General features: G+C 38.0%; 28 protein-coding genes. 20 read left to right on the top strand and 8 right to left on the bottom strand.

Annotated features, from left to right (window positions below; genetic code table 11):
• Positions 1-158: 158 nt before the first annotated feature.
• Both G4Z05_RS04690 and G4Z05_RS04685 read right to left on the bottom strand, forming a co-directional pair.
• On the bottom strand, positions 159-671 hold the full coding sequence (locus G4Z05_RS04690; RefSeq protein WP_163250691.1) for a DUF3231 family protein: 513 nt from the start codon (positions 669-671) through the stop codon (positions 159-161).
• 180 nt (positions 672-851) lie between these two features.
• On the bottom strand, positions 852-1124 hold the full coding sequence (locus G4Z05_RS04685; RefSeq protein WP_163250690.1) for a YqhV family protein: 273 nt from the start codon (positions 1122-1124) through the stop codon (positions 852-854).
• 166 nt (positions 1125-1290) lie between these two features.
• Between G4Z05_RS04685 and G4Z05_RS04680 the strand changes: the two genes are divergently transcribed.
• Genes G4Z05_RS04680 through G4Z05_RS04665 form a run of 4 tightly spaced genes read left to right on the top strand, consistent with a single transcriptional unit; the run spans position 1291 to position 5324 of the window.
• Positions 1291-2850, top strand: a complete 1560-nt coding sequence (locus G4Z05_RS04680) for a spore germination protein (protein WP_163250689.1) — start codon at positions 1291-1293, stop codon at positions 2848-2850.
• A gap of 11 nt (positions 2851-2861) precedes the next feature.
• A complete protein-coding gene (locus G4Z05_RS04675; RefSeq protein WP_163250688.1) occupies positions 2862-3998 on the top strand; it encodes a Ger(x)C family spore germination protein in 1137 nt (378 codons plus the stop codon).
• Between the two features lie 4 nt (positions 3999-4002).
• Positions 4003-4227, top strand: a complete 225-nt coding sequence (locus tag G4Z05_RS04670) for a hypothetical protein (protein ID WP_163250687.1) — start codon at positions 4003-4005, stop codon at positions 4225-4227.
• Entirely contained in the window at positions 4224-5324 is a 1101-nt protein-coding gene (locus G4Z05_RS04665) for a GerAB/ArcD/ProY family transporter (RefSeq protein ID WP_163250686.1), read from the top strand. The genes G4Z05_RS04670 and G4Z05_RS04665 overlap by 4 nt, the downstream gene beginning before the upstream one ends.
• 96 nt (positions 5325-5420) lie before the next feature.
• Here G4Z05_RS04665 and G4Z05_RS04660 read toward each other — a convergent pair whose 3' ends face one another.
• The 3 genes from G4Z05_RS04660 to G4Z05_RS04650 all read right to left on the bottom strand — a co-directional run bounded on the left by G4Z05_RS04660 (position 5421) and on the right by G4Z05_RS04650 (position 7889).
• A complete protein-coding gene (locus tag G4Z05_RS04660) occupies positions 5421-6185 on the bottom strand; it encodes a sulfite exporter TauE/SafE family protein (RefSeq protein WP_163250685.1) in 765 nt (254 codons plus the stop codon).
• A gap of 138 nt (positions 6186-6323) precedes the next feature.
• A complete protein-coding gene (locus G4Z05_RS04655; protein ID WP_163250684.1) occupies positions 6324-6611 on the bottom strand; it encodes a hypothetical protein in 288 nt (95 codons plus the stop codon).
• A 51-nt stretch (positions 6612-6662) separates the two neighbouring features.
• Positions 6663-7889: an MFS transporter gene (locus G4Z05_RS04650; RefSeq protein ID WP_205597440.1), complete on the bottom strand. Its 1227-nt coding sequence runs from the start codon at positions 7887-7889 to the stop codon at positions 6663-6665.
• A gap of 185 nt (positions 7890-8074) precedes the next feature.
• Between G4Z05_RS04650 and G4Z05_RS04645 the strand changes: the two genes are divergently transcribed.
• The 5 genes from G4Z05_RS04645 to cysC (G4Z05_RS04625) are packed head-to-tail and all read left to right on the top strand — an operon-like array spanning position 8075 to position 11883.
• On the top strand, positions 8075-8842 hold the full coding sequence (locus tag G4Z05_RS04645; RefSeq protein WP_163250682.1) for a phosphosulfolactate synthase: 768 nt from the start codon (positions 8075-8077) through the stop codon (positions 8840-8842).
• Complete coding sequence (locus G4Z05_RS04640; RefSeq protein ID WP_163250681.1) at positions 8827-9363, top strand: histidine phosphatase family protein; 537 nt, start codon at positions 8827-8829, stop codon at positions 9361-9363. The genes G4Z05_RS04645 and G4Z05_RS04640 overlap by 16 nt, the downstream gene beginning before the upstream one ends.
• Positions 9364-9378: 15 nt before the next feature.
• Entirely contained in the window at positions 9379-10089 is a 711-nt protein-coding gene (locus G4Z05_RS04635; RefSeq protein ID WP_163250680.1) for a phosphoadenylyl-sulfate reductase, read from the top strand.
• Between the two features lie 32 nt (positions 10090-10121).
• Entirely contained in the window at positions 10122-11270 is a 1149-nt protein-coding gene (sat, locus tag G4Z05_RS04630; RefSeq protein WP_163250679.1) for a sulfate adenylyltransferase, read from the top strand.
• A gap of 10 nt (positions 11271-11280) precedes the next feature.
• Positions 11281-11883 carry an adenylyl-sulfate kinase gene (gene cysC, locus G4Z05_RS04625; protein WP_163250678.1) on the top strand — a complete coding sequence of 201 codons (603 nt, stop codon included), beginning with the start codon at positions 11281-11283 and terminating at the stop codon, positions 11881-11883.
• Between the two features lie 9 nt (positions 11884-11892).
• Here cysC (G4Z05_RS04625) and G4Z05_RS04620 read toward each other — a convergent pair whose 3' ends face one another.
• Positions 11893-12510, bottom strand: a complete 618-nt coding sequence (locus tag G4Z05_RS04620; RefSeq protein ID WP_163250677.1) for a YitT family protein — start codon at positions 12508-12510, stop codon at positions 11893-11895.
• 303 nt (positions 12511-12813) lie between these two features.
• Between G4Z05_RS04620 and G4Z05_RS04615 the strand changes: the two genes are divergently transcribed.
• The 9 genes from G4Z05_RS04615 (at position 12814) to G4Z05_RS04575 (ending at position 22253) form a co-directional block, all read left to right on the top strand.
• Positions 12814-13851, top strand: a complete 1038-nt coding sequence (locus G4Z05_RS04615) for a PAS domain S-box protein (protein WP_163250676.1) — start codon at positions 12814-12816, stop codon at positions 13849-13851.
• A 217-nt stretch (positions 13852-14068) separates the two neighbouring features.
• Positions 14069-15949: a molecular chaperone HtpG gene (gene htpG / locus G4Z05_RS04610; protein ID WP_163250675.1), complete on the top strand. Its 1881-nt coding sequence runs from the start codon at positions 14069-14071 to the stop codon at positions 15947-15949.
• Positions 15950-16688: 739 nt separating this feature from the next.
• Positions 16689-16820 carry a YezD family protein gene (locus G4Z05_RS04605; RefSeq protein WP_374717610.1) on the top strand — a complete coding sequence of 44 codons (132 nt, stop codon included), beginning with the start codon at positions 16689-16691 and terminating at the stop codon, positions 16818-16820.
• Positions 16821-16893: 73 nt separating this feature from the next.
• Positions 16894-17607, top strand: a complete 714-nt coding sequence (locus G4Z05_RS04600; protein WP_163250674.1) for a phosphoadenylyl-sulfate reductase — start codon at positions 16894-16896, stop codon at positions 17605-17607.
• 69 nt (positions 17608-17676) lie between these two features.
• Entirely contained in the window at positions 17677-18738 is a 1062-nt protein-coding gene (locus G4Z05_RS04595; protein WP_205597438.1) for an inorganic phosphate transporter, read from the top strand.
• Positions 18739-18763: 25 nt separating this feature from the next.
• Positions 18764-19912, top strand: coding sequence for a sulfate adenylyltransferase (gene sat, locus G4Z05_RS04590; RefSeq protein WP_163250672.1), 1149 nt, complete (start codon positions 18764-18766; stop codon positions 19910-19912).
• Between the two features lie 12 nt (positions 19913-19924).
• A complete protein-coding gene (gene cysC / locus G4Z05_RS04585; RefSeq protein ID WP_163250671.1) occupies positions 19925-20524 on the top strand; it encodes an adenylyl-sulfate kinase in 600 nt (199 codons plus the stop codon).
• 26 nt (positions 20525-20550) lie between these two features.
• Positions 20551-21273, top strand: a complete 723-nt coding sequence (locus G4Z05_RS04580) for a sirohydrochlorin chelatase (RefSeq protein WP_163250670.1) — start codon at positions 20551-20553, stop codon at positions 21271-21273.
• 137 nt (positions 21274-21410) lie between these two features.
• Positions 21411-22253, top strand: coding sequence for an aldo/keto reductase (locus G4Z05_RS04575; RefSeq protein WP_163250669.1), 843 nt, complete (start codon positions 21411-21413; stop codon positions 22251-22253).
• Positions 22254-22370: 117 nt separating this feature from the next.
• On the opposite strand, the gene G4Z05_RS04570 is transcribed toward G4Z05_RS04575, so the two are convergent.
• Entirely contained in the window at positions 22371-22712 is a 342-nt protein-coding gene (locus G4Z05_RS04570) for a hypothetical protein (RefSeq protein WP_163250668.1), read from the bottom strand.
• A 640-nt stretch (positions 22713-23352) separates the two neighbouring features.
• On the opposite strand from G4Z05_RS04570, the gene G4Z05_RS04560 reads away from it, so the two are divergent.
• Positions 23353-24795, top strand: a complete 1443-nt coding sequence (locus tag G4Z05_RS04560) for an amino acid permease (RefSeq protein WP_163250666.1) — start codon at positions 23353-23355, stop codon at positions 24793-24795.
• 331 nt (positions 24796-25126) lie between these two features.
• Here G4Z05_RS04560 and G4Z05_RS04555 read toward each other — a convergent pair whose 3' ends face one another.
• The gene (locus tag G4Z05_RS04555; RefSeq protein ID WP_163250665.1) at positions 25127-25915 is read right to left on the bottom strand and encodes a TIGR00266 family protein; all 789 of its coding nucleotides are present in this window, start codon (positions 25913-25915) and stop codon (positions 25127-25129) included.
• 437 nt (positions 25916-26352) lie between these two features.
• Here G4Z05_RS04555 and G4Z05_RS04550 point away from each other — a divergent pair, with 437 nt between their 5' ends.
• Entirely contained in the window at positions 26353-26553 is a 201-nt protein-coding gene (locus G4Z05_RS04550; protein WP_163250664.1) for a cold-shock protein, read from the top strand.
• The last annotated feature ends 114 nt before the right edge of the window (positions 26554-26667 follow it).

Raw genomic sequence — 26667 nt, 5'->3', positions numbered from 1 at the left:
AAAAATGGTATAATAATTGACCCCGTAGGGGTCAAATTAAAGTTAATATAGACCAAAAATTGCTTAAAATTTGAAAAGGCATTTCGAATTAAGTTTATTCGGAATGCCTTTTGTCTACAATCTGAAACACGGTCCATAGACCGTGTTTTTGTTTATTGTTAACACTCATGATTTTTATGAAGATGGAGTGGCGGTGGAATGAGCCAACCTTTTTCTTTATTTAAGCGCAGCACTTTAGCGCCTAACTGTGCTTTTTGGATATGGAATTGTCCAAACATCATCGCAACGTCTTCTCGAATCGACGTTCCGATGATTTGGCTGCAAGTTACTAATCCTGCAGCAATATCCGCTGAGAGGGCAGCTGCAATCGCCGGGTCAGGGAATCTAGCTCCGACTGGAATTTCTTCCAAACATGCTTCTGGTGGTTCTGGGGATGCAGGGGGCAGTCCCACTCCATTTTCTTTTAATAATGTTTCGATTTCTTTCTTTTCTTGCTGTGCTAATTCAATGGCTTCTTTTAACAATTTTTTTAAATCCTCGTCCCCCGCATGGTTCAACATGGTTTGATAAGCGGCGATTTTACCGTTTCCAATTAAATCGGATGACCATATGTGAAAGACTTCTCCATAATGTAAAGGTTCTTCTTTAGGATTTCCACTTAAAATTCCCATCGTTAACCTCCTGACAGTGTTTGCAATTTTGTTCATCATTCGTGCCACCTTTCTTTTAAGCACAACGTTAGTTTTACCAAGACGATAAAAATTAACTATCCCTTTTAAAGGGAATACAACAAAACGCTCATCGCTTGAAAAAGCAATGAGCGTTTTGTGCTTTCCATTAGCAAATCAAAATCACCATTTGACCCCAATTAAAATGCAGCTAACTCCTAGAAAGATCCAAAAAATTTTCATTAAAGAAAGATCGCCAGACAAACCGAGAACACCAATGGTAGTTGTTATAACCAATACGGTGGGACCTACGAAGGCGAGGGAACTATTAATGATTAATGCTTTTTCCACTGTATGGAATTTAATCATTAAAAAGGCTGCAATAATTTCAATACACCCCGATAAAATTCGTAAAAAAGCCATACCTAATACCGCTTTTTCAATAAAAATAAACATTTGTACCTCCAAAAAAATCATTATTACACATTGTATGAGATGAAACATCATAGAAGGACAAGTTTTTTAAAGTTCCAACTTTCGTTTTGCTTCTACTTTCTTAAAAAGGAATAAATTTCAAATTGAGGGTTAAATTATAAAAAATATTCTTTCCGAGGTTGTTTCTATGAAAAAATTGTTGAGGAAGAAATCGGCTAAAAATCAGGCATTGGTCAGTGATGAAACAAATAAAAATGTTGATACCAATATTATGGAAAATATTGAAATTCTAAAAGCGTTATTTAAAGACTGTTCAGATATCGTCTTTCGACCTTTTCTTGCGGGGAGAAAGAAGGCCTATTTGCTGTTTGTGGATGGTTTTATCAATACATTAGCGGTTGAGTTAAATGGTCTTCGTCAATTATTAGATGAATTACAGGGCGAGCGGATCACAGCGGAAATACTTAAAGAAAAAATGATTTCCATTAGTTCAGTGAATGAAACAACCGAACTCGATGAAGTTGTCAGTAATGTGTTAAAAGGAAATACCGTTTTGTTAGTGGATGGGGTATCAAAGGCCATTATTTTTGATTCAAAGGGAGGAGACAGGAGAACGGTCTCTGAGCCGACAACGGAATCGGTCGTAAGAGGGCCGAGAGAAGGATTTACGGAAGTGATTAGAACCAATACGGCTTTAGTTCGTCACAAAATCCGTTCGAATCGCTTGAAAATTTTAGCAAGAGAGATTGGGGAAGAAACGAAAACACAAATCGCCATATTATATGTGGAAGGCCTTGCAGCTCCCGAATTAGTGAAAGAAGTATTATCAAGGCTAGATCGGATTAAAACGGACAGTATATTGGAAAGTGGATATATTGAGGAATTTATTGAGGATAGTCCTTGGAGTATGTTTCCGCAAATCCAAAATACCGAGCGCCCTGATACGGTTGCAGCCAACCTCCTTGAAGGAAGGGTAGCCATAATGGTTGATGGAACTCCCTTTGTCTTAATCATGCCGGCGACCTTTTGGCAGTTTTTTCAATCAAGTGAGGATTATTATGGGCGTTACCATATTTATGTTTTTTTAAGATTGCTTCGCGTATTTTTCTTATTTATTGCCCTTACCTTACCAGGTATTTACGTCGCAGTCACGACGTATCATCAGGAAATGATTCCTACTTCCTTGCTATTTAGCATAGCGGCAAGTAGGGAGGCCATTCCGTTTCCTATGTTTGTAGAGGCATTGATCATGGAAGTTTCGTTTGAAGCTTTACGCGAAGCGGGGGTTCGGCTTCCACAGGTAGTTGGACAGGCAGTGGGAATTCTTGGAGCTCTAGTCATTGGGACAGCAGCGGTGGAGGCCGGTATCGTTTCGGCACCAACCGTTATTATTGTATCTATCACGGGAATCGCCTCTTTTACGATCCCAAGATTTAATATGTCAATTTCCATTCGTATGTTACGTTTTCCCTTAATGATTTTAGGGGCAATGTTTGGATTTTATGGTGTTATATTGGGATTTCTTCTTATCTTAACACATTTATGTAAATTACGGTCATTTGGCATTCCGTATTTTTGGCCATTGGCACCTATATCATTTAAATCTTTAAAAGATGTCCTTATACGTGTACCTTGGTGGGCGATGAACCGAAGACCGGATCAATTTGTGAAAGAGGATCAAAAAAGACAAGTGGATCATTTAATGCCATCACCTCCAAAAATGGGGGAAGGAGGGGATCCATCATAAAGATCATACAAATGATTGCCGTATTTAGCCTAATTATATGTCTTACTGGGTGTTGGGATCGCACAGAAATTAATGATAATGCTTTTGTTGTAACTTCAGGTATGGATAAAGCGGGAAACGAAAAATATCGTTATACGGTACAAGTTCCTCTGCCAAGTTCCATGGGAGGAGCAGGATCTAGTGGCGGGGGCGGTGGAACCAGTGGAGAAGGCCCGGTGCTTATTGCACAAGGAACAGGAAAAAACATAAGAGAGAGTATGGAAGATGTCCAACTTCGATTATCAAGAAAATTATACTTTGCCCATCGAAGAGTTTTAGTCATTGGGGAGGATTTGGCCAAGGAAGGGATTTCAAAGTCATTGAGGGCTGTCGTTATTCAGCCGGAGTCTAGATTATCTACTTTGCTCCTTATTTCCAAAGGGGATTCCATTCAAGTATTAAAAGCACAACCAAGAATGGAACAGTACTCAGGGGAAGCTCTTCGTGAAATGGCAAAGGCAATGGCCAACAAAACAGTGAAGGATACTCTATTAGATTTGGACCGGCCTGGAAAGGATCCGGTCATCCCATTCGTGAATGTGACAGGATTAATAAAAGAGGATAAGAAAGGAAAAGAATTAGAAATAGAGAAATTTGCTGTTTTCAAGGGAGATAAATTGTCTTTCATCACGAATATCAAGGAAACCCAAGGAATTTTGTGGTTATTAGAAAAAATGAAAAAGAAATCTTTTACCTTTTCCGTGTCGAAAAATAATGAAATGACGATTAAAATTTTGGAAAATCAAGTGAAACCTCAGTACACGGGGAATGGTGCCAATCCTTCGTTCAAATTGAAAGTAAGAGTAACAGGGATCCTTATTGAAAATGAGGCCAATCTTCGAATTGAAGATCCGAAAACTTATCAATTAGTGAAAAGGAAAATGGAACAAGAAATCAAACAGAATATTCAGTCCGTAATTAAACACGCCCATTCAAAGGGAGCTGACATTGTTGGTTTGGGTTGGGAACTCTACAAGAAGCGCCACCAAAAATGGCAGAAACAATGGAAGAATGATTGGGAACAGACACTACCCCATGTCAATGTATTCATCGATGTCGATGCCGATATTCAAAGAATTACAAATTCGGGGGAATGGAAGAAGGAATGATGAAATGTCCATAGGTGTAATTTTCGTTTGGTTAGCACTAGCCATATATGCCATCATTATTTGGAAGGCCAAAATTATTGATAAAAAGGAACGAAAATGGGTCATTCTTGTTCTTGCTTTGGCCATTGCTGTATCTGTTCTAGCCATGCAAAATATGTTTTTAAATGGGATTACCTCTTTTTTGGGTAATACGTTTGGAAGAATAACGAGATTGGTTGTGAAAATATGACACAAAAAATTTCAAATTACCAATTGATTGTTTTAGTCGCTAATTTTATCCTAAGTAGCTCTGTTATCAGTTTGCCTCAGATCATTGTCCAAGTAGGAGAACAAAATGCATGGCTTGTTCCCATCATCCTATATCCTATTTTTTTACTAATGATTTTTTTGATTTTTGGTAAAACCTCAAAAGATGAATATAAGAATTTATTTGCTATTGGAAAACGAGGGAGCCTTTTGGAAAAAGGGTTTGTTTTCCTTTTTTTCCTATTTGTATTTCTTGTTCTTATTCGTGATTTACGAGCGATGATCGATTTTATCTCTTCCGTTTTATTACCCAACACCCCGCTTGATATATTGATGATTCTCTCCATTTTAGTGATTGTCTATATTGCGATGTCGGGGCTTGAAGTGATTGCAAGGATAAATGGGATCCACTTTTTTCTTTTAACGTTAGTGACCATAATCATCCCTTTTCTGTTAATAAATGAATCTGAATTGGATAATCTTTTACCACTTCCCAATGTCAGTATGATCAAGGCACTTTTTCAGTCTTCTTACGTCGGTTTTTCATGGTTGGGAGAATTTCTCTTATTTCTTCTTATTATTGGGAACGTCAATCCGATCAAAGCAGCACGAAAGGCCGTCATTCAAGGAACCACTCTTGGATTTTTCCTTTTTTTGATTGTTTTATTTTTTCAAATCATCGTACTAGGAACAAAAATTGTGACGGAAGCAACGTATCCTGCTTATATCCTTGTTCAACAAATCCATTTAACGGATTTTCTTGATCGTCTTGATTTATTTATAGTCGCTATTTGGCTTCCCACCATTATCACAAAAATTGCGTTTTTGTTTTATGCTTTCAATCATTGTTTAAGCATGTATTACAAATCGAACACGAATAAATTTATGTTCCCCATTTCCTTTATTCTTGGTTATCTTTCCATTCTTTTATTTAAAAATAGTATGGAACATCTCCATTTTTCATTTGAAGTTTGGTGTTCCCTTGGATTGATATTGGAATTAATGATTCTCATCCTGTTTATTATTGTAAAGAAGTCAGCAAAAAAGAAAGGATTATCCAATGAAAATGAATCAAATTAAAAAGAGGGTGTCCCTAAAAGTGATTCTTTAGGGACACCTTATCATGGATGAAGGGACCTTTATCATGGGGGGAGTTAAATGAAAAACACCTAGCGGTTAAATGAGTTTAATGCCACTAAATAAGATCATTAAGGCCATGACGGTTCTTAATGGTTTTGCTGGGAGTTTAGAAGATAGTGTACTTCCAAAAAGAACACCGGGAATAGATCCCAATAATAGGTTGATTGTTAATAAGTAATCCACATTTCCAATACCGGCATGCATCAAACCAGCAGCAGTTACAAGTAGAAAGGCATGAGCGATATCTGTTCCTACCAGCTGTGAAGGACTCATTCGGTAAAGATAAAGCATGACGAGGGCAAATAAGGAACCAGATCCAATGGAAGTTATTCCAACAATAAAGCCTAAGACAGCACCGATCGTAATCGTTAACATTCTTTTTTCTTTTAGAGGGATTAATTGCCATCTATTCCATTCCATTTTTTTCTTCATAAATGTTTTTATTAAGGTAGCAATAGCCACTAATATGAGCACGTAGCCGAGTGCATGTTTAATGATTTGCTCTTGGTTATGAAAATAGGTGTCAAAAAGATGGAGCATGCCAACAGCGAAAATGGCGCTTGGAATACTCCCAATCGCTAAATATTGGACTAACTTTAAATCAATGGTTTTTTGCCGGTAATGTTGGATGGAACCAAAAAGCTTTGTAATCGAGTTGTAAAAAAGATCTGTTCCTACTGCAATGGAAGGATTGATCCCCAATAAAATTAAAATAGGTGTAAGCATGGCTGCACCGCCAACACCTGTCAATCCAACCATAAACCCGATTAAGAGCCCCATAATGATGATGCCGATACTCATTAGGCACACACACCTCAGTTATTTTGATCTTTATATACATCACTACAATATGAAGTAGGTAAGTGCCTTGTTAGCCCATTTTCAAAAAGAATAAAAAAAGAGAGGGCCCTTCCATTTCATGAGCCGCTCTCGATTCCGTTATTTTTCTTCTTCTTCCTCATCATTTAGTTTGATTTTTTTACAGCCGATATATAAACACGAGAAAATTTCTACGTCCGGTTTGGCTTTTGCTAATCCTTTCACATATGGAGTGACTAAATCTTTAAAATCTGCCCCAACCCCTTCTTCTTCTAAAATCCCAAAAACAAATAACTTTTTTTCATCAAATAAAAAGGCCACATTTCCTACTGCTTTATTCTTGGAATCCACCACATTTAACACTTGAAATTGGGGGGTAATCACTTCTGGTGAGAAAAATATTTGCACTTTTGAACGCCTCCTTTCCGTTCAGATCCAGTTCATCCATAAGCCATTTTTTTAAGTAAATTGAAGCTTCTCAAATAAGGTATCCTTTTCTTTTTCCTTTGAAGATTCTTTTTTAGCCACTCGAATAAGAAACATGCAAAGGAGGGCGCAAATGAGTGTTAATCCTGCTGTTGTTAAAAACATCCCCGTGCGAGACCATTCCATTAATTTACTGAAAATGGGAGGCCCTATGGCAACTCCGAGAAATCGTACCGACCCATATAAGGATGTCACAAAGCCTCTTCTGTCCGTAGGTACTGAACCGGTAATAAAGCTATTGATACATGGCAACACAAGGCCGGTACCAATACTGCTTACTGCTAATACGGTAAAAAAGGGAACAAGCTTTTGAAAGAAAATCAAAGAGGCAAACGAAACCGTCATTAACAGTAGTCCCATAATGATAAGTGCTTTCATTCGCTTCATTTTTTTACCAATCTTCGCTCCTGTCATATAAGAAGTTGTGGTCATGAATAATAAAGGAATAGCTAAGATTCCACCTTTTAATACTCCATCGATCTGATATCGTTTTTCAAGGATATCAGAGATGTAAAACAAGATTCCAAATAAAGTAAAAAGACAAATTGCTCCTGTTAAATAAGCGACAAATAGCCACCGCCCCTCTGTTTTAAAAACAGAAGCCAATCCTTTTACATAGGTACCAAAGGAAGGGGGTTCTTTTTTTGTTTTCTTTTCTTTAATAAAAAAAATAGTCAATAAGACCGATAAGAAACAAAAGATCGGAAAGGCAAAAAAGGCGGCATACCAGAACAATAAGGCAAATAACGACCCAATAAGGGGGCTAATTACTTTTCCGATTCCATTGGATGCCTCGACCAAGCCTAACACTTTACTTTGCTCTCCGCCTTTAAATAAATCACCAGTTAATGCCATGGCAATGGGCGCAGTACCAGCAGCCCCAATTCCTTGCATCATTCTCCCCACCATTATCCATACATAAGCATTGGAAAACCAAGCCGCTGCTACACCTGCTAATAGTCCACCACTGCCATATAAAATCAGAGCAGGTATAATCACTGCTTTTCGAGAAAATCGGTCTGATAAATAACCAAGAATCGGTATTGAAATTGCCGCTGCAATGGAAAAAGCGGAAATCACCAAGCTGACTTTCAATTGGCTTATGTGAAGGACTGATTTCATTTTTGGCAAAATCGGTATGAGCATGGAATTGCCTAATACTAAAATGAGCGGAATCGAACTGATAGCAAAGATAGTCATGCCTATGTGTTTTTGCTTTGGCACTGATGACACCCCTAACTGAAAATATAAGCTATTTTATTGTTTGAATTGAATGATAGCTTTATACAAGGCAAACGCCTAATTTCGATGAAGAAGGCCTTTTTATCTACACATTCACCCATTCGTTGAATAATCTATCCTAGAAAAAAGGAGGTATTTTGCCTATGGATTTTTTAAGCTTGCCCAAAAGGACGACCGGAAATCGAGTATATGGCTTAACATGTATCGCTGATTTCGGAACTTCCATGGGAGAATTAAGGAATATATTAGCCGACTTTCATACCATGATAGATATCGCAAAAATCGGTATTGGTTCTGCTTATGTGACACCAAACCTCAGAACAAAAATAAACCTCTATAAAGAGCATGAGATAAAACCTTATTGCGGTGGAACGTTATTTGAAAAATGCTATTACCAAAATAAATTGAACGAATATATCCATTATTTGCATGATCTCGGGATTGAGTGGATTGAGGTTTCAAACGGTACATTAGATATTCCCTTACAAACAAGGATTGAATTGATTTCACAATTAAAAGAGTCATTTCATGTGATTGCTGAAGTAGGTTCAAAAGATTGTAGGAAAGAAATGAGGATTTCCGAATGGTTAGAAGAAATCCAGCTCTTGCTGGAAGCTGGCTCTGAGTATGTGATTACAGAAGGAAGAGATTCGGGAACATCCGGAATTTATGAAGAGTGCGGTACTGTTCGATGTGAGTTAATACATGAATTAATTAAAAATATTGATCCGAAGAAAATCATATTTGAAGCTCCAACACCTAAGCATCAAATGTACTTTATCAAGGAAATTGGTCCAAATGTCAATTTAGGAAATGTAAAAATAAACGATGTGTTAATGCTAGAGGCACAACGTTGTGGATTAAGAAGTGAGACCTTTTATTTGGAGGAGCATGAATGCAACTTACTATGATTCGGCACCTGCCCACAGTATGGAATAAAAATCAAATCCTTCAAGGGAGAAGGGATATCCCGATTGCTCCAATAACCGAGGAATGGAGAAAAGGAATGAATCGTAATTTGTCTATATTAAGACAGCAAATGCCATTTGATCTTGTATTAGCAAGCAGCTTGAAACGAACCCAACAGACGGCAAGACTGTACGGATTTGAACCAGAAATGGATCCCTTGTTAGATGAATTAGATTTTGGCCCCTTCGAAGGGAAACCTAAGGAGAAATTAATGGAAACTTATGGAGAAACATGGATTGAAAATCCAAAAGCACTCTTGCTTGGAGAGAGTATTTTACAACTGGAAGAAAGAATAGTTGCTTTTTTACAAAAGTATCGGAGTTATAAAAAGGTATTAATTTTTGGTCATGGTTCCTGGATTCGTGCCATGCTCTCTTATGCAGAACATGGTCATGTCAATTCTATGAACAAAGTGTTCGTCCAAAATAATACATGTATAATTTTGCCGGAAATAGACATTTGATCGGAGGGGTGAAACGTGAGTGACAAACTGACGTATGAGAATTGGAATGAAGAAAAGGCCGCTGAAATTTTAAAGGAACATCGGGATTATCTTGATATTTTAAAATGGGCCTATAAGGAATACAAGGATGATATTGTATATGCATGTAGTTTTGGAGCAGAAGGGATCGTGTTAATCGATCTCATTTATAAGATTAACAAAAAAGCCAAGATTATTTTCCTCGATACAGGTCTCCATTTTCCTGAAACATACGAATTAATTGAAAAAGTGAAAAAACGCTACCCTACTTTAGAGATTTCCCTCGTTAAACCAACCATGTCATTGGAGGAGCAAGCGAAAACATATGGGGAAAAGTTATGGCTTCGTGATCCGAATGTATGCTGTTATTTAAGAAAGGTCGTACCATTACAGCAAGCATTAAGGAATTCACTTGCCTGGATCTCCGGATTACGAAGGGAACAATCGCCTACCCGAAGGAATACCCAATATATCAATAAAGATGAGAAATTTCATAAGATCAAAATTTGTCCGCTGATCCATTGGACATGGGAGGATGTTTTAACCTATATAGAAATGAATCAACTTCCATACAATCCTTTGCATGATAACGGATATCCAAGTATTGGCTGTGCCCCTTGCACCTTACCTGTATCAGAGCCTGGAAACCAACGGGCCGGCAGATGGGCGGGCCATCAAAAGACCGAATGCGGGATCCATCTAACCTAGAGAATCGTTTTATTTTAGAGGAGGAGAAGCAAATGACAAGAAGTATCCCACACGGAGGAACATTGATTCATCGTATCAATGAAAATCTAAAGGTAGATCCCTCTTTGAATCATGTGGAATTAAGTCGATTAGAATGGAGTGATTTAGAATTAATCGCAAATGGAGCATACAGTCCTCTAGAAGGTTTTATGGGAGAAGCAGATTATGAATCCGTGTTATATCATATGAGGCTTACATCAGGTCTTCCATGGTCATTGCCGATAACTTTGGCCGTCCCCCATAGTAAAGCGAAAGAGCTAAAAATAGGGGAGACTATTCATCTTACTTATAAGCAAAAAGTCTATGGAGTTATGGAGGTAAAAGAAAAATTTTATCCAGATAAAAGGCTGGAAGCTGAAAAAGTTTATCAAACCACTGAACTCGAACATCCAGGGGTGAAAAAACTGTTTGAGCGGCCTGAAGTTTACATCGGGGGACCGATTACGCTGATCAACAGACCGGATAAAGGTATGTTAAATCCATATTTTCTAGACCCGAAAGAGACAAGAGAGACGTTTCAAAATTTAGGATGGAAAACGGTCGTTGGTTTTCAAACTCGAAATCCAGTCCATCGGGCACATGAATACATTCAAAAAACGGCATTAGAGACAGTTGATGGATTATTTTTACATCCATTAGTGGGGGAGACGAAATCTGATGATATTCCAAGTGAAATACGAATGAAAAGTTATCAAGTATTATTAGAACATTATTATCCGAAAAATAGAGTGTTCTTGTCCGTTTTCCCTGCAGCAATGCGTTACGCCGGCCCGAGGGAAGCCATTTTTCATGCACTCGTTAGGAAAAATTTTGGTTGCACTCATTTTATTGTAGGAAGGGATCACGCGGGAGTAGGGAATTATTATGGTACGTACGACGCTCAGAAAATTTTCTCCCACTTTAGTGAGGAGGAGTTAGGAATCAAACCGCTATTTTTTGAACATAGTTTTTACTGCAAAAAATGTGAAAATATGGCCTCTGAAAAAACGTGCCCCCATGATCCTCAATACCATGTTATTCTCTCTGGTACAAAGGTGAGAAGAATGTTATCGAACGGAGAGCAGCCACCGAAAGAATTTAGTCGTCCGGAGGTCGTGGAGATATTAATCCAAGGCATGAAGGAGATTTATTCCAAAAATTAGGGGGAGGAAAATGGTCAAAAAAAGCAACCATATTACTTGGCATCACTCTTCAGTGACGAAAGCAGATCGACATGTTTTAAACGGTCATAAAAGTTGTGTCCTATGGTTTACTGGTTTATCAGGATCAGGAAAGTCCACTTTGGCCAATGCTGTTGATCAAGCTTTATTTCAAAGAGGTATTCATAGTTATGTACTGGATGGAGATAATGTCCGTCATGGATTAAATCGAGATTTACAATTTAATAAAGAAGATCGAAGTGAAAATATCCGACGAATTGGGGAAGTAGCAAAACTCTTTGTTGACAGTGGCCAAATTGTTTCTGCTGCTTTTATTTCTCCCTATCTTGCCGATCGACAGTTAGTCCGAAACATGTTTGAACCTGGAGAGTTTATTGAAATTTACTTAAACTGTCCGATACAAGTATGTGAGGATCGTGATCCAAAAGGATTATATGAAAAGGCAAGAAAAGGAGAAATTCCGGAATTTACGGGAATTTCTTCTCCTTATGAAATCCCAAAACATCCAGAGATCATCATTGAATCCCATCGTGAGAGTATTGAGGAAGCGGTCCATAAAATCATCACCTATTTAGAAGATAGAAAGATCCTCTGACTGGATCTTCTATCTCCTTCGCCAATTCGCGGTCAGGAACATTAATTTTTCAAATCGTAAATGATAGATAAAATCAATAATATTCGTGGAGAAAAATTGGCAGATCACCGCAAAAAGGACAATTTTATAATCAATGACCATAGCGGTTAATAAAAAGATGAACAAATTAATCCCCATCATTACTTTACCAGGGCTCCAATTCTTATAGTTTGCAATCATCAAGGCAGGAATCACCATCCCCCCGCTAGAGGCACCTGCTCTGATTAATATCCCTACCCCGATTCCAAAAAACAGACTTCCAGCCATCAAGTCCAATATGATATGAGTATGTATATGTGGAATATGGGTAGAGAAAAAACTAACCGTCATAGAAGTGGTTGCCACGGAAAGGATTGTCCGAATTGTCCATGTAAACCCAAAATATTTTAAAGCAAATAGGAGAAAGACAATATTGGCCAACCATAAGGAAAAACCGAGTGAGAGATGAAACCAATGGTTCATTAATATGGCTAGTCCAGCCGCACCCCCAGAAGGAATGGAATGTGGGAATAAAAACAAGGACATGGCCATACCTTGTAGAGTAGCTCCAAATAACAAACAGCTATAAGTAATAATGAATCGTTTCATCCTATTGATATGGAACTTTAAGAATTTTTTGGATCATTGCCACGTTCATTCCCCCTGGACTAGCTTTGCTTGTCTATTTTATGTGAAAGCATGTTAAAATATGATTGTTGATAAAATATCCATTTCCTATTACTATAAGATAGTAGGATTAATAATGAGAATCATTGTTGATTGGAAATTGTAAGTATGTTGGACAGGAATACTTGATCTAAGACAAGAGCCAAATTAGAAGTCGTAAATTTGACTTTTTCTAATTTGGCTTTTTGCTAATTTTAATCATAAAGAAAGGAACTTTTAAGAGAAATGTCAAGTTCTATATCAAATATAAAGCGAAAAAAGAAAATCTTGCTGGAAAAGCATTTGTCAAAAGGGCTAAGCAGTTATGAATCCTTATTTGCTTGTGATTCTGATGCGATTTATGCAATGGATTTGGATGGATATTTCATTCCATTAAATCCAGCTTGTGAACAAATTTTTGGTTATGAAGCTTCTGAGCTATCCAAAATGTCGTATGTGAAAGTAGTCAAATTGGAGCATTTGGATCGAGCGATTTCCTTTTTTTATAAATCACTGGAAGGAAAACTTCAGAATTTCGATTGCCAAATCATCCATAAAAGTGGAAAACTCGTTGATATCAATATTACCATCTATCCGATTGTCATTTCAGAAGAAATTGTTGGGGTATATGCGATTGCGAAAGATATTACCGAAATAAAGGAAAGAAGAAGAAAACAGAATGAAGAACTTCGGCAAAGGGAAGAAGTTTATATGGCCATCGTGGAACATTCACCTGATGCAGTCGTCATTGCAAAGAAAGAGGAGATACTGTATGTAAACGACACGGCGGTCGCTTTAATTGGTGCTAAAGATAAAAGTGAATTGATCGGGAAAAGTGTATATGATTACTTGGATGATGCTTATTGCGACATTGTTAGGAAACGAGTGGAAGAAGTCGAGTCTGGAAAAACGGTTGAAATAATGGAAGAAAAACTGATTAGGAAAGACGGGGAATTTGTTTACGCAGAGATAAAATCGATTCCAGCGATCTACCAGAATCAACCTGTACGCCATATTATGATACGCGATATAACTGAAAAGAAAAAAAGGCAAGAAATGCTACTACAATCGGAAAAACTTTCAGCCGCTAGGCAGTTGGCAGCCGGTATTGTCCATGAAATGAATCACCCATTATCCTCAATAAAAGAGGTACTTATGCAAATGGAAGCAGAACAAAAAATGAATTCAACGTATATTGAAAGGATTCAAACAGAAGTGAATCGGATGGAATGGATCCTAAACGAATTACTACAAATGTCTAAACCTGAGGAACGTGACGAATAAGCCGTACGGAAGTTTTACTTAAAGGATAGATCTCCTTACATTGTCGATAGGGGGCGGAGGCAAGACATTTTGGTGCTTGGTGGAGTTCTATTGACGGAACCGGTATTTTATGTTATTTAATTATTGGATTAGCACTCTGATTGATAGAGTGCTAATTGTTTTTAAATATATAATCGATCGAATGTAAACATTACAAAATAAAGGAGAGAGGTCTTAAATGGAAACGAAGCAGTTTAAAGCGGAATCCAAACGGTTATTAGACATGATGATTAATTCCATTTACACCCATCGCGAGATCTTTTTAAGAGAGTTAATCTCCAATGCAAGCGATGCCATTGACAAAATATATTATAAAGCACTTACAGATGAATCATTAACTTTTGACAAAGACAATTACTATATAAAAATAGAAGCAGATAAAGAAAGCCGTACATTAAAAATCATTGATACAGGAATCGGAATGACGAAAGAAGAGCTTGAAAATAACCTTGGAACCATTGCAAAGAGCGGCTCTTTGGCATTTAAAACCGAAAATGAACTAAAAGATGGTTATGATATCATTGGCCAGTTCGGTGTTGGTTTCTATTCCGCCTTTATGGTCGCAGATGTGGTTACCGTTATTAGTAAAGCTTTAGGTAGTGATGAAGCTTATAAATGGGAATCAAGAGGGGCAGAAGGCTACACCATTGAACCTTGTGAAAAAGAATCCGTTGGAACAGAGATTATTTTAAAAGTGAAAGAAAACACAGAAGAAGAAAATTATGATGAGTATTTGGAAGAATACCGCTTAAAATCCATCATTAAAAAATACTCGGACTTCATCCGTTATCCAATTAAGATGGATGTGACAAAAAGCAGACTCAAAGAAGGTAGCGAGTCAGAATATGAGCAATACAAAGAAGAGGAAACCATTAACAGCATGGTTCCAATTTGGCGAAAAAATAAAAAAGAATTGACTGAGGAAGATTACAATAATTTCTATACAGAGAAACATTACGGATTTGATAAACCGCTTAAACACATCCATATTAATGTAGATGGTGCGGTACGTTATCAAGCCATTTTATACATTCCAGAAAAGATTCCATTCGATTATTATACAGCCGAATATGAAAAAGGCTTGGAGCTGTATTCAAGTGGCGTCTTGATTATGAATAAATGTGCGGATCTATTACCTGATTATTTCTCTTTTGTTAAGGGTATGGTAGATTCAGAAGATTTATCACTGAACATTTCAAGAGAAATGTTACAACATGATCGCCAATTAAAGCTAATTGCTAAAAATATTAACAAGAAAATTAAAAGTGAGTTATTAAACCTATTGAAAAATGACAGAGAGAAATATGAGAAATTTTATCAGTCATTTGGTAGACAACTGAAATTTGGCGTTTATAGTGACTTTGGGGCACATAAAGAGGAATTAAAAGATCTATTAATGTTCTATTCTTCTAAAGAAAAGAAACTTGTTACTTTAGATGAATATGTTTCTAGAATGCCTGAAGATCAAAAATATATTTACTATGCAACAGGCGAAACCAATGAACGTATTGAAAAACTACCTCAAACCGAGCTTGTCGCAGATAAAGGCTATGAGATTTTATACTTCACGGATGATATCGATGAATTCGCCATTCGTATGTTGATGTCTTATAAAGATAAGGAATTTAAATCCGTTTCAAGCGGGGATTTAGGTCTGGACGCAGATGACAAGAAAGAGGACAATGCAGCTGAGGAGAAAGAATATAAAGAACTATTTGACTTTATGAAAAAAGTCCTTGATGGAAAAGTCAAAGATGTTCGTATCTCCAAACGTCTGAAATCACATCCTGTCTGCTTGACCACCGGTGGCGCTGTTTCCATTGAAATGGAAAAGATTTTAAATGCGATGCCAAACAGTCAAAATGTTAAAGCAGATAAGGTATTAGAAATTAACGTTAACCATGAGGTATTCCAATCATTGAAAGATGCCTTTGAAAAAGATAAAGATCGATTAACACTATATACTGGATTATTATACAACCAAGCGCTTCTCATTGAAGGGCTTCCAATCGAAGATCCAGTAGAGTTTACGAATAATATCTGTAAAATTATGGTGTAATTTAGAACAACCCTAGCATTTTTGAAAAGGATTGCACGTTTAAAACGGCAATCCTTTTTTTGTTTACCAAAGTCTTGGGGGTAGTATTTAGGATGAAAGACCTAATCTTTGGAAGGAGGAGATACCGTTGCTTTATATGAATAGGTCCTTTGTAACTATGAATGAGAGTGAGGAAATGATTGGGATTTGGTGTGCCGCTTGTAAGAAGTGCTTGCAGCCCAATTCTACACAAATCCTTGATAACACCTACTAGAGTTGACGTGGCATAAAAATATATATGGTTCGTGATGAATTTTCTTCAACATGAGTAAATCATTCCCCTTCCATTCAAATAGATTGTATAAGCAAAGTTGAGTGGAAACTCTATGCCTTTTTCACTCTCCGTCTTACGACCGATTACCTTCCGATTAATTCTGACTTTTCATATTTTCTTTATTCCGATGAATCGGTAAAATAAATCGTATATTATTCAAATAATTTAAACAAAGGCAATTGACAAATACCTATAGGTATAGTAGGATTTATTTCATCAATTACCAATTTTTTAACCAGAGTGTCTTTAGGGTATGGCCCATTGATGCCCGGCAGCCTGTCAAAAAATGGTGCCCACTTCAGATAAAAAGTGCGACTTCAACGAGAGAGTTGGTGTGAAACAAACTAGACAGGCTTTAACCTAAAATGGAAAGGTGTTTTTTTAAAAAGGGGGGCGGATCATTTGGGGACATCAGAATGGCAAGTCGTGGCTGAACATCTTAAGAGAATGCTAGAATCGATAAAATTCGGTTCCATCACACTCGTGGTTCAGGATGGCAAAGTGATACAAATTGAGAAAAGCGAAAAGGTTCGTCTTCAATCGAATAAAACTCGCTGACTAGACAAACTAGAGGCGGTCTTAACCTATATGGGTGGAGACTGCCTTTTTTACAATGAACAGGAGGAAATATATGGGAAGTGCAGTAACGTATCAAAATTGGAGTCAAATTTCCGATTCATTTTCCATTGAAGATCAAACAAAAGGGGCTCGTGGAGTTTTAGAGTGGGCTTATTCCCATTATGATGAGGATCAAATTGTTTATGCTTCGAGCTTTGGGGCAGAAGCGATTGTACTCATTGATTTGATTTACCAAGTGAAACCAGATGCTCATATTGTCTTTTTAGACACTGGGTTACATTTTCTTGAAACCTATGAGGTGATTGAGAAAATGAAAAGTCGTTTCCCTTCATTAAAGATTGAATTAAAACAGCCTGCATTAAGTGTAGACGAACAGGCACAACAATATGGTTCAGCATTATGGAAACGAGACCCAAATCAATGTTGCCAGATTAGAAAAGTCATCCCACTAAGAGAGACTTTGACCACAAAGCTAGCTTGGATTTCAGGTCTCAGACGAGATCAGTCGCCGACAAGGAAGGATACACAATTCATTAACAAAGATGAAAAGTTTAAGAATATCAAAATTTGTCCATTAATTCATTGGACATGGGAAGAAGTTTGGTCTTACATCCGGGAGAAAGACTTGCCATATAACGAGCTACACGACCGGGGATATCCAAGTATCGGCTGTTTTCCTTGTACAACAGCAGTTGAATCAGGTGGAGATTCCCGTGCTGGACGCTGGGCAGGCAGTAGTAAGACAGAATGCGGTTTACACGCATAATGATCGTTTTTTAGATAAGTGAAGTGTTGATTGGATTTTTCGCATAAAGGAGGGATTTCCTTGGTTACAATGATCGCCATTACAATTGGGATATTTTTTGCAATCAATATTGGTGCCAGCGGGGCGGCTGCTTCCATGGGTATATCTTACGGATCGGGTGTAGTAAAAAAACAGCTAGCACTCGTCCTATGCGGCATTGCTGTATTCCTAGGTGCATGGCTTGGGGGAGGTGAAGTCGTAAAGACGATGGGGAGCGGGATCGTTCCGGAAAAAACCTTTACGAATGCGATTGCACTAATTGTTTTGGCTTCAGCTGCTTTATCCTTGTTCTTGGCCAATATCTTTGGAATCCCTCTTTCGACTAGTGAGGTGGCTGTCGGCGCCGTTGTTGGTGCCGGAATGGTGTTTCAATCTGTCTATGTTGGCAAACTTTTATGGATTATGATGTTTTGGCTGATAACACCTTTAGCGGCTTTTGTCATTGCTGTGTTAGCTACTAATCTATTAAAAATAAAGGCGTTTCAATCATTGCTTGGCAAGTCCAAGGCTACCTCCGTATTAGCCATTCTCGTGGTTTGTATGGGGCTGTTTGAGGCCTTTTCTGCAGGAATGAACAATGTGGCGAATGCCGTTGGTCCCCTTGTCGCAGCACAGCTGATGTCTAAGGGGGATGGAGTTCTTTGGGGAGGCCTGGCTGTAGCTTTTGGCGCCATTGTTTTAGGTCATCGAGTGATTGAAACCAATGGAAAAAAAATCACCACTCTTAAACTGGAAGAAGGTTGTATCATATCCGGAACGGGGGCAGGGATTGTGACTGTAGCTTCGATTTTTGGTATACCTGTCCCATTAACACAGATTACGACTTCTTCCATTATTGGGATTGGCTTTGTGAAAAACGGCAGAGCCGTACTAAAAAAGGAGATTGTCGTCCAGCTTTTGACCGTTTGGCTCGTTTCTCCTGTATTATCCATGGTTCTCTCTTATACCATAATACAACTGCTTATTGTAAAAAATGTATATCCTGTTGTTGTCATGGCTGGGGTACTCATTTCTGTTTTTGGCGTATTGTCTTTGATGAAAAAAACGTCATCCATGGGAACAACGGTTCATTCTCATATTGTAAAAGATTAATAAAGTGGAAGGTAGGTTGATTAAAATGTCCTTTTTACCAAAACCGCATGGAGGAAAACTTGTTCAAGCATATGATCCCAATTATGATATCTCTCATATTGAAAAAGAAATAAAAATGGATGCGATTGCTTTAAGTGATTTAGAACTAATTGGTGTAGGTTTATTTAGTCCTTTAACCGGATTTTTAGGAAAAGCGGACTATGAATCTGTTGTAACGCGCATGCGACTGGCAGATGATACCATATGGTCCATCCCTATTACACTCCCAGTTTCCTATGAAGTAGCGGATACACTCGTCGCGGGAGAAGAAGTGAAACTTTCGTATGAAAATGAAGTCTATGGTGTAATTAAAGTTTCAGAATGGTATGAGCCAGATTTGTCTTTAGAAGCTAGAGAAGTATATAAAACCGAAGAACTAGCCCATCCCGGTGTAAAACGACTTTTTGAAAGAGGACCGGTCTATGTGGCTGGTGAAATCGTTCTTGTGAAAAAGCCAGAAAAAGGAGTATTTGCAGATGTTTGGCTAGAGCCAAAAGAAACAAGAGCCTTATTTGAAGAAAAAGGTTGGAAAACAGTCGTTGGCTTCCAAACTAGAAACCCAATTCATCGTGCACATGAATATATTCAAAAAGCGGCATTAGAAACGGTTGATGGCCTATTTGTGAATCCGCTAGTCGGGGAAACCAAATCCGATGATGTTCCTGCAGAGGTTCGCTTAAAGAGTTATCGAGTTTTACTAGACAACTATTATCCAAAAGAACGAGTTCAATTGGGCGTTTATCCCGCAGCCATGCGCTATGCCGGCCCAAGGGAAGCGATTTTCCATGCGATTGCCCGCAAAAATTTCGGATGCACGCACTTCATTGTAGGTCGTGACCATGCAGGTGTAGGAAATTATTATGGAACGTATGATGCTCAACATATTTTCCGAAATTTCACAGAAGAAGAGCTTGGAATTAAGCCATTGTTCTTTGAACATAGCTTCTATTGCAAAAAATGTGATGGAATGGCTTCAGATAAAACTTGCCCGCATGGTAAAGAAGATCGCGTGATTCTATCTGGAACCAAAGTGAGAGAAATGCTTCGCGCAGGAATTCAACCTCCTTCCACTTTTAGTCGTAAAGAAGTTGTTGAAGTGCTGATTGAAGGTATGAGAGAAAAAACAACGGTATAAGGAGAAAAAAGGATGGGAAAATCAACGAATATTACATGGCATGAGACAACCATTACAAAAGCAGACCGACGAATTCAAAATGGTCATGGAAGCTGTGTTCTTTGGTTTACCGGGCTTTCAGGGTCAGGGAAATCAACGATCGCAAACGCGGTTTCCTATGAGCTATACCGTTTAGGTATTAATGAATATGTGCTAGATGGGGATAACATCCGACATGGTTTAAATAAGGATTTAGGGTTTTCGGAACAAGACCGTGCAGAAAATATCCGCCGCATTGGGGAAGTAGCCAAACTATTCGTAGATAGCGGTAAGGTCATTACAACTGCATTTATATCACCATTCCGTTCTGACCGCGATCAAGTACGCGCGATATTTGAAGAGGGAGAGTTTATAGAGGTTTATATCGATTGTCCTCTTGAAGAATGTGAACGCCGTGATCCAAAACAGCTATATGCAAAAGCCCGTCGCGGTGAAATCAAAGATTTTACGGGTATTGATTCCCCTTATGAAGCACCCGAAAATCCTGAGATTGTCATTCATTCGGACAAAGTAACAGTTGAAGAAGCAGTGGAACAAGTATTACATTATTTACGAGAGAAAAATATCATTTAATGTGGGTGAAAGGGGCAGCTACTAGCATGAAAGCGATTCTATACGTCGGCCATGGAACCAGATCAAAAAATGGAGCGGAGGAAGTACGGGAATTTATGGGAAGGATCATGGAACGAAGTGAGGTTCCCATTCAAGAACTCTGCTTCCTAGAGTTGACCGATCCCCCGATTGAAGAGGGATTTCGCCGATGTGTCGAAAGAGGTGCAACAGAAATCATCGTTGTACCACTCTTTCTGCTGGCTGCTGGTCACATAAAGGAAGACATTCCTAAAGAGCTGGCTTTATTAAAAGAGAAATATCCGGGAATAACAATAAAAATGAAGGATGCTTTTGGCGTCCAACACAAAATACTGGATGGGATGGCCGAACTGATTCGAAATACAGTCCCGGAATTATCAGCTGCTGATTCTGTATTAATTGTTGGAAGGGGAAGTAGTGACCCAGGGATTCATGTGGCGTTTTCTGAAATTGTATGTGGAATCCGTGACCGATTACCTGTGAATCATGTCTCTGTTTGTTATTTAGCTACTGCAAAACCGAGTTTTGATGAAGGTTTGGAGCAAATTTTACAAATGACGCAAGGTCAAGTGGTCGTACTACCTTATTTATTATTTTCCGGGCTATTGTTAAGTGAAGTTAACCATAAAGTTTTGAAACGACAAAAGCATGGCCAGCGTATCGTACATACGGGACCATTAAGCAAACATCGTGTCATAGAAGATCTTATCATTGATAAGGCATCAGAATGACATAAAAAAGCCTTCTAATAAGGAAGGCTTTTAGTTTTCCATTGCATGAAATTGGAAATATTCAACCTCATCAGGTAAAATGCAATTGTAGCTTTTTAAGGATAAAGCGAAATGTATGAATGAAGGGAGAAGTTAGCATGCCAACAAGTTTAAAATCAACAACACGATTACATAATGGAGTGGAAATGCCTTGGTTCGGCCTTGGGGTTTATAAGGTAAAAGAAGGTTCAGAAGTCATTGAATCTGTGAAAGCAGCTATAAAAAATGGCTACCGGAGCATTGATACGGCTGCGATTTACGAAAATGAAGAGGGAGTCGGGCAAGCGATCAGAGAATCAGGTGTTCCTCGAGAAGAATTGTTTATCACTTCCAAAGTATGGAACTCTGATCAAGGCTATGAATCCACACTTCAGGCATACGAAACTAGCCTTAAGAAGCTAGGTCTTGAATACTTGGATTTATACTTAATCCACTGGCCTGGAAAAGATAAATACAAAGAAACTTGGAAAGCACTTGAAAAACTATACAAAGAAGGTCGTGTCCGTGCTATTGGAGTGAGTAATTTCCATATCCACCATCTAGAAGAATTGTTAAAAGAGGCAGAAATCAAACCGATGGTTAACCAAGTGGAATACCACCCACATCTTCAACAAAAAGAACTTCTTGCTTTTTGCCAAAAAGAAGGAATCCAGCTTGAAGCATGGTCACCACTTAAACAAGGACAATTACTTCAAGATCCTACATTAACTGAAATCGCTGAAAAATATGGGAAAACAACAGCACAAGTCATTTTACGCTGGGATCTTCAAACAAAAGTAGTGACCATTCCAAAATCGATTAAAGAACAACGAATTATGGAAAATGCCGATATTTTCGATTTTGAATTATCCCAAGAAGATATGGAGAAAATTGCTGGATTAAATAAGGATGAACGTGTCGGTCCTAATCCGGATGAATTCATGGTAGGTTTTGAAGAATAAAAATAGGGAATCAAAAAAAGAGGGGATTCATGACTCCTTCAAGAGGGTCATTTCGAATCTGCCTCTTTTTTTATTAAACAGACCTTGTTTCATTGGTCGATTGATAAGTATCAGTTTTTATTTATCATTTTTTTTCTCACCGCTCGGTTGATCGTTAAGGGTACGATAAATTTGTGTATACATACTTCCTTCAACAATATGTTCAAGGAAAAATGGACCGATGAGTTCCAGATATTCCTCATTGTCAAACATCTTTTTGTTTTGCAGTTCCATTTCTGCCAATCCTTCATAAGTAGAAAGAAGGGCATACGTATGATCGTGACCTGAGACGGGTGTTAGGATTTCAACCTTATGATTGTAATTTTCCATTCTAAATTTTTTTATCGCTCTTAAATTTTCTATGGCTTCTTTAAAGTGTTCTTGTCGTATGACAAATGTCTGGTATACGATAACGGCCATTTGGCACACCCCCTAATAAACACAGGTAAACATGATTGGCTATTGTAATTGTTCCCAATCTGTATAATTGCCGCTTCCTTGACAACTTGGACATTCAAAAGAGTTATAATAGGAAAATTCGTTGTATGGATAGACGGTGAATCCTCGTCCGTAACAATCAGGGCATTTCCCCTGATTTCTCATTCTGGAGAGATGATGTTGGTATCGTGCTTCCCTCCATTGATGAAAAGCATTAAGCAATCCCATTATTTTCACCTCATTGTTTTTTTATAGTATGTATGTCAAATGGAAAAATTATGCTTTCAACTGCAAAGACCAACCTCTTAACTAAATATGGATTTATACAAATGTTATGAAATTTTGCGTTTTGCGTGCAAAATCTCTTAAAAAAGGCAAAAAAATTTTGCTTTCTAAATGGAATAATGGCCAAAAAAAAGAACTTGGGTACTTTGGCACAAAACTTGCATTATTTGAAAATGTGCAAATAGTTTAAACTGAGGAAAGATTATTTATTGCGTTTTTTTAGTAATTCATTTACTATTTCCTTAGACAAGGAATGAGAAAAATCAACAAATTTCTCATTCGTTAACTGATTGCATAAGAATGAAAGCGCATACGAAATGATGTTAGGGGGAAATTTATGCAATTACACGATAACCACAAATCTAATGAACTACGTAGGTCCATGAAGACCCGACATCTATTTATGATTTCACTTGGCGGTGTCATTGGTTCGGGACTGTTCTTAGGATCGGGTTATACAATTAGTGAGGCTGGCCCAACGGGAGCGATTATTTCCTATTTGGTTGGTGGAATGATCATGTTTTTCACGATGCTATGCCTCGGTGAATTGGCGGTAGCCATGCCTGTTTCTGGATCATTCCAAACGTACACAACCAAATTTATCGGTCCTGGTACTGGATTTGCATTAGGCTGGCTTTATTGGTTTGGCTGGTCTGTGACAGTCGCCTTAGAATTTTTAGCAGCGGGACAGCTGATGGGTAGATGGTTTCCAGATGTACCAACATGGATATGGAGTGCAATTTTTGCCGTTGTGCTATTTTCACTAAATGCACTTTCAGCCAAAGCTTTTGGGGAAGCAGAGTTTTGGTTTTCAAGTATTAAGGTAATGGCCATTCTTTTATTTATCGTGCTGGGCGGGGCAGCCATGTTTGGTCTCATTGATATGAAAGGCACCGAGGAAGCCCCAATGTTGTCAAACTTTTTTGAACATGGTTTATTGCCAAATGGACTTACTGCCTTAATTATCACGATGATAGCTGTTAACTTTTCATTCCAAGGAACGGAATTAATTGGTATCGCTGCAGGAGAGAGTGAAGAACCCGAAAAAACCATTCCAAGATCCATTAAACAAACGGTATGGCGTACACTAGTCTTTTTCGTGTTGGCGATTTTCGTGGTAGCCGGCTTAATTCCGATGGACAAGGCTGGTGTCATCGAGAGCCCATTTGTCGTAGTATTTGATAGTATTGGTATTCCATACGCAGCAGATATTATGAACTTTGTTATTTTAACGGCTTTATTATCTGTCGGAAACTCAGGACTTTATGCAGCAACACGTATGTTGTATGCCATGTCAAAAGAAAAAATGGCAAGTCAGGTTTTAACAAAAGTCAATAAACGTGGGGTTCCTATTAATGCCTTATTGATTACTCTGGGAATCTCGTTATTATCCTTATTATCTGGATTTTTTGCAGAGGAAACTGTATTTGTATGGCTTCTTTCAGTAGCGGGATTAGGTGCCCAAGTAGGGTGGATTGCGATCACTGCTTCACAAATTGCATTCCGAAGAAAGTTTATTCGAGAAGGCGGAAAAGTGGAGGACCTCAAGTTCAGAACGCCATTTTTCCCGGTATTGCCAATTATCGCCTTAACTTTAAACATTACGGTTTTAGTAAGTTTGGCATTTGATTCAGAACAGCGCCTAGCTTTATATTTGGGTGTACCATTTGTTCTTGTTTGCTATTTAATTTATCATTTAAGAATTAAAAAGACTCGTGAAAAAGAGGGAGTAGAACCACAAGAACTACAGCTTCAAGATAATAAGAGAATGATCATTTAATAGAATTCACACGTTTGGTGTATGTTCACCAAACGTTTTTTTATGAAACATATCTCATTTGGGAGAGAGTTAGGAATGGTTTCGGTTTGGTACAAAAGGAAGAACCGATAGTAAAGAAAAAGACAAGGAGAATAATTGTGTGAATGAAAAAAAGAGGATTATAAAGATCTTCCTATTTATTTACACGGAATGTTTTATCTGTTGATCTATGTTCCAGGCCCTTTACTTTCTATATGAATAGATAAAATTTCTAATCAAACTTTAGAGAAAAAGGCTGAGCCCAAAAAAGTCGTAAGGACCTTATGGACCAGCCTTCATTTCATTAGGAAGATTAATCCCCATTGAACATATCAAAAATTCCTCGTGCGATACTACCTTCATCTTTCGCCCCACCGCGATGTGGTGCAGCAGCAAATACGCGGCTAGCCAATCGACTGAATGGAAGCGACTGAATCCAAACGGAACCAGGACCTCTTAATGTTGCGAAAAATAAACCTTCCCCACCGAATAATGCGGTTTTAATTCCTTTCACAAACTCAATGCTATAATCGACATCTCGAGTCATAGCAACTAAACACCCAGTATCAACACGTAAAGTTTGCCCAGGAAGAAGATCTTTCTTCATAATGGTTCCTCCTGCATGGATGAAGGCCATTCCATCTCCTTCAAGTTTCTGCATGATAAAACCTTCGCCACCAAAGAAGCCTACACCAATTTTTCTTTGGAATTCAATACCAACCTGTACCCCTTTTGCTGCAGCCAGAAAAGCATCTTTCTGACAGATTATTTTTCCTCCAAGTTCACTTAAATCCATCGGAATGATTTTTCCAGGGTAGGGAGAGGCAAAGGACACATGTCTCTTGCTTGAACCTACATTCGTGAAGGTGGTCATAAATAAGCTTTCACCTGTAAGAACACGCTTTCCAGCTGAGAAAAGCTTTCCCATTAGACCTCCGCCACTATTCGAACCATCCCCAAAAATCGTTTCCATTTTAATATCATCTTCCATCATCATGAAACTTCCTGCTTCAGCAATAACGGTTTCGTTCGGGTCAAGCTCTACTTCAACGAATTGCATGTCATCGCCATAGATCTTATAATCAATTTCATGGTTATTCATAACAAACCCTCCACTATTTACAAAATAAACAATCAAATTCATTGTAAAGGATTTAAAGAAAAAGTGCTATTCTTTATGGTGTGTGAACTTATCCGTATATATCGAAAGAAATAAAAAAATTCGATAAAATTATACATGATTCATGAATAGGGAAAGGGACAATCGTGCATAGTCACAGGAAGGGAGTTAGTTTAAAAAAATTCCTGTATCGATGATGTAGAATGATGTCACATGATATTGTCTTAGCATTCCTTGACATTCTATTGTATTCATGTTACATTGGAATCAGCCGTTGCACGAGAATAGATTTATGAAAGAAGCTTGTCTAAAGTTTTAAACAAGGTTTGGATAAGGAAATGAAAGTAAAGCTATCTTCGATGTAATTTGGTGAATTTTACACATGGCTTGTATGCAAGCCAATAGGAGGATTTTTTTTTATGAAAAACGGTAAGGTAAAATGGTTTAACTCAGAAAAAGGTTTTGGATTCATCGAAGGAGAAGACGGAAACGACGTATTCGTTCATTACTCTGCAATCCAAGCTGAAGGTTTTAAAACTTTAGAAGAAGGTCAAGAAGTTTCTTTCGATGTTGTAGAAGGAGCTCGTGGACCTCAAGCTGCTAACGTAGTGAAGAAGTAATTCCTAATATGATGATAACAGTCCGGTATTTTTGCCGGACTGTTTTTAATTTGTTTGAAAAATGGATACTGTAAACAGACTGTAAATAGAGAAAATCTGGTGAGTCCAAGAGCC

Origin of the sequence: Neobacillus thermocopriae (assembly GCF_010975035.1) — a bacterium.
In the GTDB taxonomy this organism is placed as follows: domain Bacteria; phylum Bacillota; class Bacilli; order Bacillales; family Cytobacillaceae; genus Neobacillus; species Neobacillus thermocopriae.
The sequence above is the reverse complement of the archived record's forward strand: the minus strand, read 5'-3'. Positions and strand labels throughout refer to the sequence as shown.